At 59.1% G+C, this 15,370-nt stretch carries 9 protein-coding genes; all 9 read right to left on the bottom strand.

Features of this window, described 5'->3' with window-relative positions:
- Window positions 1-18: 18 nt before the first annotated feature.
- Window positions 19-486 (bottom strand): 23S rRNA (pseudouridine(1915)-N(3))-methyltransferase RlmH, encoded by a 468-nt coding sequence (gene rlmH / locus U9O48_RS06735; RefSeq protein WP_014069327.1) that lies wholly within the window; start codon window positions 484-486, stop codon window positions 19-21.
- A 3-nt stretch (window positions 487-489) separates the two neighbouring features.
- Window positions 490-807: a ribosome silencing factor gene (rsfS, locus tag U9O48_RS06740; RefSeq protein ID WP_282493790.1), complete on the bottom strand. Its 318-nt coding sequence runs from the start codon at window positions 805-807 to the stop codon at window positions 490-492.
- Window positions 808-1,075: 268 nt separating this feature from the next.
- Window positions 1,076-1,741, bottom strand: a complete 666-nt coding sequence (gene nadD / locus U9O48_RS06745; protein ID WP_285146630.1) for a nicotinate-nucleotide adenylyltransferase — start codon at window positions 1,739-1,741, stop codon at window positions 1,076-1,078.
- Complete coding sequence (gene holA, locus U9O48_RS06750; protein WP_285148734.1) at window positions 1,734-2,765, bottom strand: DNA polymerase III subunit delta; 1,032 nt, start codon at window positions 2,763-2,765, stop codon at window positions 1,734-1,736. Before holA ends, nadD begins: the two co-directional genes overlap by 8 nt.
- Entirely contained in the window at window positions 2,765-3,334 is a 570-nt protein-coding gene (gene lptE / locus U9O48_RS06755; protein WP_282493787.1) for an LPS assembly lipoprotein LptE, read from the bottom strand. Before lptE ends, holA begins: the two co-directional genes overlap by 1 nt.
- A 14-nt stretch (window positions 3,335-3,348) precedes the next feature.
- Entirely contained in the window at window positions 3,349-5,931 is a 2,583-nt protein-coding gene (gene leuS / locus U9O48_RS06760; protein WP_324723918.1) for a leucine--tRNA ligase, read from the bottom strand.
- Between the two features lie 160 nt (window positions 5,932-6,091).
- Window positions 6,092-6,367 carry a hypothetical protein gene (locus U9O48_RS06765; RefSeq protein WP_285148738.1) on the bottom strand — a complete coding sequence of 92 codons (276 nt, stop codon included), beginning with the start codon at window positions 6,365-6,367 and terminating at the stop codon, window positions 6,092-6,094.
- Window positions 6,368-6,420: 53 nt separating this feature from the next.
- Window positions 6,421-14,997, bottom strand: a complete 8,577-nt coding sequence (locus tag U9O48_RS06770; protein ID WP_324723919.1) for a GH36-type glycosyl hydrolase domain-containing protein — start codon at window positions 14,995-14,997, stop codon at window positions 6,421-6,423.
- Between the two features lie 157 nt (window positions 14,998-15,154).
- The gene (locus U9O48_RS06775) at window positions 15,155-15,319 is read right to left on the bottom strand and encodes a YnfU family zinc-binding protein (protein ID WP_164971751.1); all 165 of its coding nucleotides are present in this window, start codon (window positions 15,317-15,319) and stop codon (window positions 15,155-15,157) included.
- Between the last annotated feature and the right edge of the window lie 51 nt (window positions 15,320-15,370).

The following is a 15,370-nucleotide window of genomic DNA, read 5'->3' on the forward strand; positions in this document are numbered from 1 at the left end:
ATTTGCCCTGGTCAATCATTACTCACGGTGATAAGGGTGGTTGGTAGTAATGCTCCACGCGCGATACAGGCTTTCTGCCACCAGTACCCGAACCAGCGGGTGGGGCAGTGTCAACGCGGAGAGGGACCAACTTTGTTCTGCGGCCGCTTTGCAGGCGGGGGACAACCCTTCGGGACCGCCAATCAACAGACTGACGTCACGGCCATCCTGCTTCCAGCGCTCCAGTTCGTGCGCCAGCTGCGGCGTATCCCAGGGTTTGCCTGGGATGTCGAGGGTGACAATGCGGTTCTTGCCAGCGGCCGCCAGCATGAGCTCACCCTCTTTTTCGAGAATACGTTTGATATCCGCGTTTTTGCCGCGCTTTCCTGCTGGGATCTCCACCAGTTCGAACGGCATGTCTTTGGGAAAACGACGCAGATATTCAGTAAAACCCGTCTGTACCCAGTCCGGCATTTTCGTGCCGACGGCTACCAGTTGCAACTTCACGCATTAACCCCAGAGTTTTTCCAGCTCATACAGACGACGGCTCTCTTCCTGCATGACGTGAACGATCACATCGCCGAGGTCAACAACAACCCAGTCAGCAATGGCTTCGCCTTCTACGCCGAGAGGCATCAGACCGGCTTTACGTGATTCCTGAACCACATGGTCAGCGATAGAGGCAACGTGGCGAGTGGAAGTGCCGGTGCAAATGATCATGCAGTCGGTGATACTGGATTTACCATGAACGTCGATAGTGATGATGTCCTGACCTTTCAGGTCATCAATTTTGTCGATAACAAAATCCTGGAGTTCTTTACCCTGCAAGTTTTCCCCCTGGTGAGTGAAGTTGAGCAACGATTAAATGGATAGCTCGGCAGTATACCTTAACTGACGGCTGTGTCGGGACAAATGTCACCTGACGGACTTTTTAAGGCGGGTATCATCCCATCCCCGGCCTGACAATGCATCGCCATTTTTGTAAAACAATTTCTGTAAGGTAACGACTGGCAGGAAGTCAGGCTGCGGAGGATATCAGCCTGAAAAGGGCTGTCAATGGCAGGGCGGTGAATTACCTGAATTTTCGCGTATCACCTTATTCATCTGCGCTTTTCTGATACAAACCGTGCTGATGGATATAGTCGAGCACCGGCGCGGGCAGCAGTTCGTCGCAGGATAAATCCTGCTGGAGACGCTCGCGAATCAGGGTCGCGGAGATATCAAACCACGGCGTCTCGGCCAGGTAAATTTTACCGGCGGGCAGGGTGTGAAGATCTTCCACGTTGTTCGTCAAATGGGTGTCGAGCCACTCCTGGTGCTGCTCTTCCTTCATGGTCAACGGGTAGCCCGGACGGCGGCAGACGATAAGATGACTGTTCTGCAGAATGGTTTCGTATTGATGCCAGGAGGGGAAATTCAGCAGCGAATCCTGGCCGATGATAAACCCCAGCGGCTGGGTCGGGCCGCGCTCGGCGCGCCACTCCTGCAAGGTTTGCGAGGTATACGACGGCGTATCGCGGCGCAGTTCGCGCTCATCGAGCTGAAACAGCGGCTTGTCGGCAATCGCCAGTTCCAGCATCGCTTTGCGCTGTTCGCTGGTCGCTTCCGGCTGCGGGCGGTGCGGCGGGACATTATTCGGCATGATGATCACGCGCTGCAGGCCAATTAGATTCGCCAGAATTTCCACCGGCTTGAGATGACCGTAATGAACCGGGTCGAACGTGCCGCCGTACAGCGCCTGTAAAGAACTCATATCAACCATCAATAAAGACGTCTGCCAGTGCCTTATGGCACAACAGCAGAGAAAGACTTTCAAGCTCGGCCCAGACCGACTGACCGTAATCCTGCTTGAGCGTCAGTTCGGCGCGCGTCAGGAGATGAACCGCCTGGCGAAGCTGCTCGGTGCTTAAGCGGTTGACGGCTTCGGTGGTCATGGCGCGGCGGTTTTGCCAGACGCGATGTTTATCAAACAGCGCGCGCAACGGCGTACTGGCCGACTGGCGTTTCAGGGTGTTGAGCAGCAGCAGTTCGCGCTGCAGGGTGCGCAGTAAAATCACCGGTTCGCTGCCTTCGAGCCGCAGCTGCTGCAAAATATGCAGCGCGCGTTTGCTCTTTGCTGCCAGCAGCGCATCGACCCAGTGGAACGGGGTAAAGTGCGCCGCATCGTTCACCGCCTGTTCGACACGCGGTAGGGTCAGTTTGCCGTCCGGCCACAGAAGAGACAGACGATCCAGCGCTTGCGCCAGGGCCAGTAAATTCCCTTCGTAGCAGTAACAGAGCAGCTGATTGGCGGCGTCATCCAGCTGCAGATTATGTTGCTTCGCGCGTACCGCGACCCACTTTGGCAGCTGCGCCTGTTCGGGCGTCTGGCAGGTCACCTGCACGGAATGCGTCGCAAGCTGGGTAAACCAGGCGGCGTTTTCCTGCGCTTTGGTGAGTTTGTTCCCGCGCACGATCAGCAGTAAATCTGAATGCAGAAGCGTGACCAGCGTGGCGAGCTGTTCGTTGATCGCCGCGTTCGGGCCGTTATCCGGCAGCTGGATCAAAATCGTCTGGCGAGAGGCAAACAGGCTCATCGCCTGGCACAGGGAAAAGATCGTCTGCCAGTCGGTGCTGTTGTCTATCTGGAAGGCGTGATGTTCATCGAAGCCCTGAGTCGCGGCCACCTGGCGCACGGCATCCTGGCTTTCCTGAAGTAAAAGGGGATCGTTTCCGAGAAGCAGATACGCCGCGCGCAGCCCTTCATTGAGCTGCGCGCGGAGTTGTTCAGGATACAACCGAACCATTAGTTACCCAGGGTTCCGGTAACTTGCGGCGTGGTGTCCAGCGGAACAGAGTGTTCCGTGCTGGTCTCTTTCGAGGCGACCTGAATGCTTGGCAGTTTACGGATCAGCTGTTCCGCCGCCTTGTCGTACATTTCGTTGATGATAATTTGCTGCTCAGCATCTTTCGCCAGCGCAGTTTGTGGGTTATCAAAGAACGAACGATAGACTTTGGTACTGATCGGATAAATATCTTTACCCGGGATCAGCACGGCAGCACTCACCGACATCACCATCTGGTATTCCGCCGTACGACCATCCTGGAAGATGGACGCCGTGTCTTTGCTCAGTACAGAGCTCAGGACACGGAAGGACGGCACATCCTGACGCAAGGTGCCTTTTTCGATCAGCTCCACGCCATTGAGGCGCAGCTGGTTACGAATCGCCCGGCTCAATGGACCGTTCGGATCCCCGGAATCGAAGATCATCGTTTTCATCTGAGCGGGCACTGCCGTGGTATTGCGCAGATGCCAGCCACAACCAGCGGTGACAAGCACCGCCAGAGATAAGAGTATTGTTGCCAGTTGTCGCACGTTTCCTCCCGCGCTTAGCCAACGACCAGATTCAGCAGTTTACCCGGTACGTAGATCACTTTACGCACGGTAACGCCATCAAGGTACTTCGCCACCAGATGTTCCTGGCCTGCGCGTTCACGAACCTGTTCTTCCGTTGCATCGACGGCAACAGTAATTTTACCGCGCACTTTACCGTTAACCTGAACCACCACCAGCGTGGTGTTTTCAACCATAGCGGCTTCATCGGCAACCGGCCACGGTGCGTTATCGATATCGCCTTCGCCTTTCAGCTCCTGCCACAGGGTAAAGCTGGCATGAGGGGTGAACGGGTTCAGCATGCGAACGATAGCCAGCAGAGCTTCACGCATTAAGGCACGATCCTGCTCGCCTTCCTGCGGGGCTCTCGCCAGTTTGTTCATCAGTTCCATAATAGCCGCAATTGCGGTGTTGAAGGTCTGACGACGACCAATATCATCGGTCACTTTAGCGATAGTTTTGTGAACATCGCGACGCAGCGCCTGCTGATCTTCGCTCAGGGCCGCCACGTTCAGCGCCGGAGCCTCACCCTGAGAGGTGTGCTCGTAAACCAGTTTCCAGACGCGTTTCAGGAAGCGGTTCGCGCCTTCTACGCCAGATTCCTGCCATTCCAGGGTCATATCCGCTGGAGACGCAAACATCATGAACAGACGCACGGTGTCTGCGCCGTAGCGCTCAACCATCACCTGCGGGTCGATGCCGTTGTTTTTGGACTTCGACATTTTGCTCATGCCGGTATACACCAGCTCATGACCTGCCGCGTCTTTCGCTTTTACGATACGACCTTTCTCATCGCGCTCAACGATGGCGTCAACCGGAGAGACCCAGTTACGCTCGCCGTTTTCGCCGAGATAGTAGAACGCATCCGCCAGAACCATGCCCTGACACAGCAGCTGTTTGGCTGGCTCATCAGAGTTCACCAGGCCCGCATCGCGCATCAGTTTGTGGAAGAAGCGGAAGTAGAGCAGGTGCATGATCGCGTGTTCGATACCGCCGATGTAGATATCCACTGGCAGCCAGTAGTTGGCGGCTTTGGAATCCAGCATCCCTTCCTGATACTGCGGGCAAGTGTAGCGCGCGTAGTACCAGGACGATTCCATAAAGGTATCGAAGGTGTCGGTTTCACGCAGGGCAGGCTGACCGTTAACGGTGGTTTTTGCCCACTCAGGATCGGCTTTGATTGGGCTGCTGATACCGTCCATGACCACATCTTCCGGCAGGATCACCGGGAGCTGATCTTCAGGGGTTGGGATCACAGTGCCGTCTTCCAGGGTCACCATCGGAATTGGCGCGCCCCAGTAACGCTGACGGGAAACACCCCAGTCGCGCAGACGATAGTTCACTTTACGCTCGCCCACGCCCAGCGCAGCCAGTTTGTCAGCGATGGCGTTGAAGCCCTCTTCGAAGCTCAGGCCGCTAAATTCGCCGGAGTTGAACAGGGTGCCTTTTTCGGTCAGCGCTTGCTCGGAGAGATCCGGTTCAGAACCGTCTGCCGCCAGGATAACCGGCTTGATGTTCAGGCCGTATTTGGTCGCAAATTCGTAATCGCGCTGATCGTGGCCGGGAACCGCCATCACAGCGCCGGTGCCGTATTCCATCAGCACGAAGTTTGCCGCCCAAACCGGGATCGCTTCACCGGTCAGCGGGTGAATAGCGTTAAAGCCGGTCGCGACGCCACGTTTTTCCATGGTCGCCATTTCGGCTTCGGCCACTTTGGTGTTGCGGCATTCGTCGATGAAAGCAGCCAGTTCAGGGTTCGTTGCCGCCGCCTGCTGTGCCAGCGGATGACCCGCGGCCACGGCCAGGTAGGTGGAACCCATGAAGGTGTCAGGACGGGTGGTGTAGACGGTCAGTTTCTGATCGCTGTTCTGCACGTCAAAGGTGATCTCGACGCCTTCAGAACGGCCAATCCAGTTGCGCTGCATGGTCTTAACGGTATCTGGCCAATGGTCCAGATTATCCAGGTCGCGCAGCAGTTCGTCGGCGTAAGCGGTGATTTTGATAAACCACTGTGGGATCTTTTTACGCTCAACTTTGGTGTCGCAGCGCCAGCAGCAGCCGTCGATAACCTGTTCGTTCGCGAGAACGGTCTGGTCGTTCGGGCACCAGTTCACGGCAGAAGTTTTCTTGTACACCAGGCCTTTTTTGTACAGCTCGGTGAAGAATTTCTGCTCCCAGCGGTAATATTCCGGGGTGCAGGTCGCCAGCTCGCGGCTCCAGTCATAACCGAAGCCCAGCATTTTGAGCTGGTTTTTCATGTAGGCGATGTTGTCGTACGTCCACGGCGCAGGGGCAGTGTTGTTTTTCACCGCCGCGCCTTCAGCAGGCAGGCCAAACGCATCCCAGCCGATTGGCTGCAGAACGTTTTTACCCAGCATACGCTGGTAGCGAGCAATCACATCGCCGATGGTGTAGTTACGCACGTGGCCCATGTGTAGTCGACCAGAAGGATAGGGAAGCATCGACAGGCAGTAATACTTCTCTTTGCTCTCGTCTTCAGTGACTTCAAAGGTACGCTTCTCGTCCCAGTGTTGCTGGACTTTCGATTCTATCTCTTCCGGGCGGTATTGCTCTTGCATGGCAGCCAGTGGTCCTGTTCTCAATACAGCTACAAACGTAGCCAATGGATGTGGTATTTCAGATCCGCATAGCATAGCCCAAACGCCCGCGTCAAAACAGCCCTTATCTGTCTGCGCAGAAGGTGGCGTGAATTGACGTTTTTAGCCGGGTCACACAGGATCAGGTTTCATATTCCGATAACTGCCTGCGGGATTCGTTCTCTTTAATGTACTGAAAAGGCAGCAGATGTATTTTTGCGTCGTGGAAAAACCACTCGGCGTTGTTGCGCTCGAGGGTATCGCCCGGTTGAAAGCACACGCCTGACGCCTCGCGCACGATGGCATATTTACCATTGCTGAAGACCACGCTGTGGATGCAGAAAGGGTGACAGGTTTCGCCGAGCCGTCGGCTTTCGATGATATGCCCTTCAATAAACACCGCTTTTTTGGTTTTCATAAGCCCCTCTCTGCACACGGCAATCATGGATAGACCCTGTTAAGTATAGGTCTTTAATGCTGGATAATTTCCACCTGATGATGATTCCCGTCATCGACCAGCGGGATCTGGTCATCCGGTAGCACAACGTCGTCCAGGGTGACCTGGTACGCCTCGCTGCCCTGTGAAATCCTGATCTGATACTGACTCTGCCCCTGCTGATAGGAGATGCTGAGCGACGGCCATTGCGCCGGGAGCTGTGCATGGACCGTCAGGACATTGCCGAAGCGCTTAATCCCCAGCAGCTCCTCGGTCAGCAGGCGATACGCCCAGCCTGCAGAGCCGGTATACCAGCTCCAGCCGCCGCGTCCGATATGCGGGGCCACGCTATAGACGTCGGCGCTCATGACGTACGGCTCGGTTTTATAGCGCTCCACGTCATCGGGCGTGAGGGCATGGTTGACGGGGTTGATCATCGACCACAGCTCCCACGCGCGCTCGGTGTTCCCCATTCGCGCAAAGGCCATCACCGCCCAGATCGCACCGTGAGTATACTGCCCGCCGTTTTCCCGCACGCCGGGCAGATAGCCCTGAATGTAGCCCGGATTTGGCCCGTGACCGTCGAACGGCGGCGTCAGGAGTTTGATTAGCCCCGCGTCGTTATCCACCAGCAGCTTATCCAGCGACTGCATGGCGCGTTGGCTTCGCGACGGTTCGGCGGCCCCGGAGAGCACCGACCAGCTTTGAGCGATGGCATCAATCCGACACTCCTGCGAGGCTTTCGAACCCAGCGGTTCACCGCCGTCAAAATAGCCGCGCCGGTACCACTCTCCGTCCCAGGCGGAGGTTTCGAGGTTTTTCTGTAGACGCGAGGCTTCGGTGCGGCACAGCTCTGCTATCGTGGCGTCCTGGCGCTGTTCGGCGAGATCCGCGACGCGCTGCAAAATATCGAACAGGAAAAAGCCCAGCCAGACGCTTTCGCCTTTTCCGTCGATGCCGACCCGGTTCATCCCGTCATTCCAGTCCCCCGCGCCCATCAGCGGCAGGCCGTGCGAGCCAAACTGCAAACCGTGCCGAATGGCTTTCACGCAGTGCTGCCACAGCGTCTCTTCGACGGCGCTGATGACCGGCGTATCGTAGACCGACTCTTCGCCAGGCTGGAGCGGACGCCCTTCCAGATAGGGAATGCGCTGCTCAAGCACGCCAGTGTCACCGGTGGTTTGCACGTAGTGGCAGACCGCCAGCGGCAACCAGAGATAATCATCCGAGCAGCGGGTACGCACGCCGTTGCCGTGTGGCGGGTGCCACCAGTGCTGCACATCGCCTTCGATAAACTGCCGCGAGGCGCAGAGGATAATTTGCTCGCGCAGACGCTCCGGTGCGGCGTGGCTCAGGGCCAGCGTGTCCTGCAGCTGATCGCGGAATCCAAACGCACCGCCCGACTGATAGTAGCCGCTGCGCGCCAGCAATCGGCAGGCCACCGTCTGATAGAGCAGCCAGCCGTTGGTGAGTAGATTGACGGCGCTATCCGGCGTGTGGACGACGATTTTATCCAGCACGCTGTGCCAGTATCGGTGAACGCGGCTGAGCTCTTCGCGGGCGGCCTCTTCGTTCAGGTATCGCGCGAGAAGCGTCTGGGCTTCGACCGGATCTTCGCCGACCCCCAGCACAAAGATAAAGGTCTTCTGATCGCCATCGATCAGCGTAACGGCGGATTGCACCGCGCCGCAGGGATCCAGCCCGGCCCCGGTTTTATCCGACAGCCAGCGCAGACGCATCGCCGCGGGGTTGTGCTGAGCCCCGTTGCGACCGAGAAACTCGCGGCGGTCGCCCGTCAGGGAGCAGTGCGCGCCCGTCACGGCGAAAAAGGCGGTGCGCCCGGCGCCGTTGCTGCCGTAAAAATTGTTCGCCATCACGCCGCAGCCGTCCGCGACGCTGGCCGCATGGGTCACGATGTGCAGCGCCGATGAGGTGCGTGACTCGCCGAGCGTCCACTCCACGTAGCCCGTTGCGGAGAGTTTTCGCGTCCGCCCGGAGTTATTGCTGATGGTCAGGATGGCCAGTTTGACCGGTGCCTCTTCGGCGACCAGCACCGTCAGTTCGCTGTCGATGCCGCTCTCACGGTGGGCAAATACGCTGTAGCCGAAGCCGTGGCGAGAGAGATAATCCCCCTGGCCGCGCACCGGTAAGGTGGTCGGAGACCAGCAGGCGCCGCTCTCTTCGTCGCGCAGATAAAACACTTCGCCGGAGCGATCGCTGACCGGGTCGTTTTCCCACGGCGTCAGGCGATATTCATGGGCGTTTTCATACCAGCTGTAAGCTTGCCCGGCCTCAGACAGTACGCTGCCGAAACGGGCGTTGGCCAGCACGTTTGACCAGGGTGCGGGCGTCGGTGCATTTTCCCGCAGCACAATCTGGTACTCGCGACCGTCCTGTGAAAACCCGCCGTGGCCGTTGAAATGCACAAGTTGATCCGTATCCGGCGTCCAGGGGATATGCAGATTGACGCCGGGTATGAGGTGGGGAACGAAAGGTCGCGGAACCGTTTTTAGCGCGTGCAGGCGCTGATCGAGCTGTTCGTTCAGCCCGCCCGCGCGGTCATCCAGAGACAGATGCGCGACGCTTTGCAGCAGCAGGTTGTCTTCGGCGGAGAGATGTTCGCCGTTACGGACAAAAATCCCCCCCGACTTATCCAGCAGGCTGGCCTCGGACCCGGCATAGATCAGATCCATGATGTGATTTTGCAGCGCCTGCTGATAGCCGCCGGGGCTTTCGTTGAGGATCACCAGATCCACCGCCAGCCCTTTCAGCCGCCAGTAGCGGTGCGCCTGAATCAGCGTGGTAATCGACAAAATGCTCTCTTCGCTGCTGATGCTGAGCAGCACGATCGGCAAGTCGCCGGAAATCGCCCAGCCCCACAGGCCGGACTGGCCGCGCCGGTTGCGGCTGATGGTCAGGTTGTCGGCGCGCAACTCCTGGCATGGATAAAGAATGGCACCCGCAAGCCGGTTAAACAGCGCGGCGTCATCTTCGTTGGCGTTAATCTGGCGCAACACCACCAGGCTGTGCGACCAGGCGAGCTCAAAGACGCGGTCGGCGATCGGGTGATCGCGATATTTTTCCAGCAGCGCCAGGCTCTGCTGGCGATTCTCGCTCACGCCATACAGGATATCGACGGTGACCGGCAGGCCGGGTTGCAGGGTGAGGGTCTGGCGGATCGCCAGCATCGGGTCCAGCACTGAGCCGGAGCTATTACTGAGCGCGCCCGATTGCCCGGCGGCCTGCGCATCCGCCGGATGCCTGCCGCGCCCGAGGAACTTCGCCCGGTCGGTTTCAAACGAGACGCCGCTTTGGCTGCTGCCATGCACCACCATCATGTGGAATAACCACGGGCTTTTTTCGTCCGGCGCGCGCGGGCGGCGGTGGCACAGGATGGCGTTCTGCGCGGGGACAAGCTCCGTCTGGATAAACAGATTGCTGAAGGTCGGGTGCGCCAGATCGCTGGTGGCCGGGGCGAGTACGACTTCGGCGTAGGTGGTCAGTTCAATGGTGCGCGCCTGACGCCCGCGATGCAGCAGGGTGACGCGCCGCAGCTCGATATCGTCTTCCGGCGACACCACCACCTGGGTTTTCACGCTCACCGTGCCCAGCGTGCGTTTAAATTCCGCCCCCGCATCGGTAAAGATCACTTCGTCGTTGCTGTCCGTTTCACCGGTCGGCTGCCAGGTATTGCTCCAGATATCGCCCGATTGCAGATCGCGGATGTAGCAGAACGCCCCCCAGTTATCGCGGGTGGTATCGCTGCGCCAGCGGGTGAGGGCCAGATCGTTCCAGCGGCTGTAACTCCCGCCGGTGTGGGTCATCATCAGATGGTAATGGCTGTTGGAGAGCAGCTGCACCTCAGGGATCAGGCTGTCGGCGGCGGTGAAAATACGCGGTTCGTAGCGAACGGGTTTAACGCGCCCTTCGTGCGATTCAAAGTGACGGCGCGGGCTGTAGAGATCGACCGCATCCGGCACGCGCTCCTGCAGCAGCAGGCTCGCCGACTGGAAGGCGGTGCTGGCCATAAACCGGTCGGCCATCGGCGCGTCGAGCAACACGTGCGCCAGGGCCTGGAACGCCATCCCCTGATGGTGCGCCATCCACGACTGTACCACGGCGTAAAGTTGCCCGGTGGCGAGGCGCGACGGCGTATAGTCCAGGGCTTCATAGAAACCAAACTCGCCGCGCGCGCCGTTTTTCTCCAGCCGCGCCAGATTGTCGCAGGCTTTTTGCGGGGCAATCATCAGGGCCAGCAGCGTGGCGTAAGGGGCGACGACCATATCGTCCGCCAGCCCACGGCGCAGGCCGAGGCCCGGAACCCCGAAGGCCTGATACTGATAGTTCTGCTGCACGTCAAAAGCGTGATAGCCAGATTCCGACACGCCCCAGGGCACACCGCGCTCTTTGCCCCAGTGGATCTGACGCATCACCGCCGACTGGCTCATCTCATCCAGCAGGCTGCCGGGCCAGGTCGGCATCACCAGATTCGGCATCAGGTATTCAAACATCGAACCGCTCCAGGACATCAGGGCGGTATCACGATCGATGGTGGTAAACAGCCGCCCCAGCGCGTACCAGCTTTTCAGCGGCAGCTGGTTGGTGGCGATGGCGATAAAACTGGTGAGGCGAATTTCGGAGGGCAGCAGGTCGTAGTGGCTTTTATCCAGCATATTGCTGTCGCAGTTGTAGCCGATGCTGAGCAGGCTGGTCACTTCGCTGTAGAGGAAGGTGAAATCCATCCGCGCGTGCTCGTTCAGCCTCTGCTCCAGTTCGGTGATGATATCCAGGCGCATACGCGCCAGGGCAATCGCCGAGGCGGACGGCGTGCCTTCCCCGCTGTGTTTTGCATTCGCCAGCCAGCTCAGGGACGGCAGGGTCTGCGTGTCCCAGGCGGGCGTGATCCAGCCGAGGAGATGCGACCACTCGTGGCACAGCATCACCAGCTGGCGCTGCAGATGGTCGATCCAGCGCAGGGTGAGGGCATCGTCCTGATGGCATAACGCCGTCAGGTGGTTGCTCTGGGTGCGCATCTGCTTCAGCTCGATATAGAGCTGTGCCGGAGAGAGCGACGTCGCGCCGAGACAATGTTTACGCAACAGTCGTAGCCCCGTCGGGGCGTTCTGCCCCCAGTGTTTTTCCAGAATCCCAAGAGTGTCGTTCAGCCCGGCCAGCACCTGAGCGCTGTTTAACACCGGCTGGTTGCGCATCGCCGACAGCCCTTCGCGCAGGGTCAGCAGATGGCCCGCCATGTTGCCGCTGTCGACGCTGGAGACATAGCGCGGACTCAGCGGAGCGAGGGTCTGCGTGTCGTACCAGTTATACAAATGGCCGCGGAAATGCTCCATTTTATCGAGCGTGTCGAGGGTCAACGTTACGCGCTGCAACACCTCGCCGGACGGGAGATAGCCGAAATCCCAGGCCGTCAGATTCGCCATCAGCGACAGGCCAATGTTCGTCGGCGATGTGCGATGGGCAATGACCGGGTGCGGGATCTCCTGATAGTTATCCGGCGGCAGCCAGTGTTCTTTGGCGGTGACGAAGGTTTCGAAAAAGGCCCAGATTTCACGGCTCGTCTGGCGCAGGAGCTGCTTTTGCTCTCTGTTCGGCGAAAACACGCTGCGGGCGGGCGAGCGACTCATCCAGCTCAGCAGGAGCGGCGTCAGGCACCACAGCAAACTGACCGGCAGCGCGATAAAGGAAAACAGCGGCGCAATATGCGCGGTCAGAACGGTGAGCGCCACGCCGGTGGCGACGTTCATCCACATCGCCCGGTAAAAGCGGATCGGGGACGTTTTTTCCCGATCGTTGTCCGGGCTGTAGCTGGCCCACTGGCTCAGATTGCGCTGGCTGAATCCCAGACGCCAGAGCGTCACGGCAATCGCATACAGGGAATATCCGGCCTCATGGGGCAGGGTGGCGAAATTCATCCCGACGCGGGACAGGCGTTTCAGCGCACCGGTGGCGACCAGCAGCAGATGCTGCACAACAGGGCGGCGGGTCGGTTTGTTAAGCAGATCCCACGCGACCGCCAGCCCGGTCGGCAGGAGCCACACCAGCATCAACACGCCCAGCCAGTAAAACGGATTCGGCACCCACAGCAGGGTGCAAAACAGCAGCGCCAACAGGGACGGAGCGACCAGGCTACGGCGCAGGTTATCGAATAATTTCCAGTACGACAGAGCGGAGAGCGGGTTTTTATCGTGGGTGCCATCCGCTTTCCTGACCCGTGGTTTAAGCCAGTTCAGCAGCTGCCAGTCGCCGCGGATCCAGCGGGTCCGGCGCGCGGCGTCCGAGAGATAGTTGTTCGGATACTGCTCGTAAAGCAACACTTCGCTCAGCAGCCCCGAGCGGGCGTAACACCCTTCCAGCAGATCGTGGCTGAGGACCAGGTTTTCCGGGCAGGTGTTGTGCGTGGCCTGCACAAAGATATCGACATCGTAAATGCCTTTGCCGACGAAGGAGCCTTCGTTGAACAGGTCCTGATAAATATCAGACGACATCATCGAATAGGGGTTATTCCCGGCGATGCTGCTGCACATGGCGGCATAGCGCCCCTGTCCGTTGCGCGGCATCTCTTCGGCGAGGCCCGGCTGCAGGATGCCGTAGCCTTTCACCACGCGCTGACGCGCGGCGTCGTATTCCGGTTTATTGAGCGGGTGCGCCATGGTGGCGACCAGCTTATGCGCCGTATCGCGCGGCAGCAGCGTGTCGCTGTCCAGCGTGACGACGTATTTTATCCGCTCCGGCAACTGGTGCGCGGGCAGCTCGGCGACGCTGGAAAATTGTTTGTCTGGCTGGCGTAGCCAGCTGTTCAGCAGCGCCAGTTTCCCGCGTTTGCGTTCGTAGCCCATCCAGGCGCCCTGGGTTGGGTTCCATTCGGGGGCGCGGTGGAGGAGATAAAAACGCGGGCGAGTGGCCGGATAGCGGCGGTTGAGATCCTGCGTCAGTGATATCGCCTGTTCGAGCAGGGCGTTGTTTTCCGCTGAGGGCTCATTCGCCGAATCGGTAAAGTCGGTTAACAGGGCGAAGCAGAGATGCTCACTTTGGTTGCCCAGCCAGCACACTTCCAGACTGGCGATCAATTTGCTGATCCCGTCTGGGCTGGTGAGCAGGCAGGGGATCACCACCATAGTGGCGGAATCCGCCGGGATCCCGCTGGAAAAATCCATCCGCGGCAGCGGGCGCGGCGTGCGAAAACGGGTGGTCGCCTCGCTGAGCAGATCGCTCGCAAGCTGGCTGAGGACGATAATCAGCGGTATCGCGAGGAGGATCAGCAGCCAGCCCAGGCCCTGCTGCGCAGTGCGGTGCAGGATTTCGGCGGTGGCCGCGGTGGTCAGCAGACTCAGGCTGCCGAGCCAGGACATCAGCGGGATCTGATTGAAACTGTGCCGTAGGCGGATAAGGCGCGAGGCATCGGCTGATAAGAGGATTTCCAGGCGCTGACGCCCTTCGCCCATCAGGTAATAACCGATATGCGCACCCGGCGTGTCGGGGGCGTTTTCACCGGCAAGCGCCAGCACGCGGCGGGCCACTTCCGGCTCGCTGAAATGGCTGTCTCGCGCCAGAAGTTCAATCACGTGGCGATAGTGGTCGCGTGTATCGAAATGCATCAGCGGGTAAATCCCGGCCGGATCCTGGCGCAGCGTTTGTTCCACCACGCTCATGGCCTCGGCGAAATCTGCCCAGTTGGTTTCACTCAGCAAGCGCAGGCCCGCGATGCTGTTACTCACGGAAAGCTGGCTGGCGGCTAACTGCTGATTGAAGCGGTGAATGAGGGTATCGGTGGTCACGCCCTGTTCGGTCAGGCGCTGTTCGATCCAGGTCAGGGGCAGCGCGAGCATATTGCCGCGGCCTTGCAGACGACGCACCAGCTCGGCCACAAAGGCGCTGCTTAACGGCGGGCGCGAGCGCGCCATATCGGCGATCACCATGATCAGCTCGGCGGGCGTGTTCTCTGCGCACTCGAAAATGCGCGTCACCCAGCTATCCGCCAGATTACGTTCCTGCTGAGCCTTGACCACGTCGATGCTGACCCGACGCAGGTTTTCGATGAGCGCCAGACGCAGCATGCCGGGCAGCGCCCAGACTTCGCCCAGCGTCAGCGGCGTCTCCTGCTGATAGGCGGTGATGTAGCTGGTGAGATTCGCGGCGTCCCAGCGCCCGTCACCGTGGGCGATGGCTTCGGCGGCGATATCATAGATGCGCGGACAATCATGCGGCGAAGCCAGCGCCGGAAGCCCTTTGCCGAAATTCTTCGGCAGGTGCTGGCGCACGATGCGGATCTGCTCCTCGATCAGGTAGTAGTTATCCAGCAGCCACTCCCCGGCGGGCATGATACTCGCTTTCTTGCCAGCGTTGAGGACGTAGCAGTTTTGCGTGATCACCGCCTCATTGTCATCGAGGCGTTTGAGCAGGTAGTAGGGCAGCTTGTCAGGCGACAATTTGTGCGAGCGCGCCAGCTTTTGTCCGTAGCGCGCCATCTGGGCCGTCGAAAAAAGCTCGGCTTTAAAACTGTTTTCAGCCGCAGGTTCGTTGCCCGAAAGGGCAGGAGCCAGCGCAGGCGGCAGCGAACGGGAGCGACTCCGCCACTTCTTAAGGTTCATTTTCATAGCGATGCTCTGGTGCGACGTGAACGCGCAGGAGCAGTTGCGAAATCAGATCAGAAACGTTCTCTCAGGATGGGTGTGGGGCATCAGGGATTTAACAGCTGCTGGAATCTTACTTAAGTATAGAACACCGATTTTGCGCCATCAGGCGCATGCGGGATCAGCGCGGTGCCACAAACAGCGCTTTACAGCCGGGGCACAGCATCGCCTGTTTGAGGCGAATTTTTGACGTTGGGTGTGAGGACTTGAGGCCGCAGTGCGGGCAAGTGACGGTGGTGGTCGAGGCTCCACCGATGAGCTTCATTGCGTAATCGAGAAGAGACATGATGATTAACCTTTCAATGAATGAGCTTCATCCTAGCACGAAGTGTTCAAA

It is taken from the genome of Lelliottia sp. JS-SCA-14 (assembly GCF_035593345.1).
GTDB classification, from domain to species: domain Bacteria; phylum Pseudomonadota; class Gammaproteobacteria; order Enterobacterales; family Enterobacteriaceae; genus Enterobacter; species Enterobacter wanjuensis.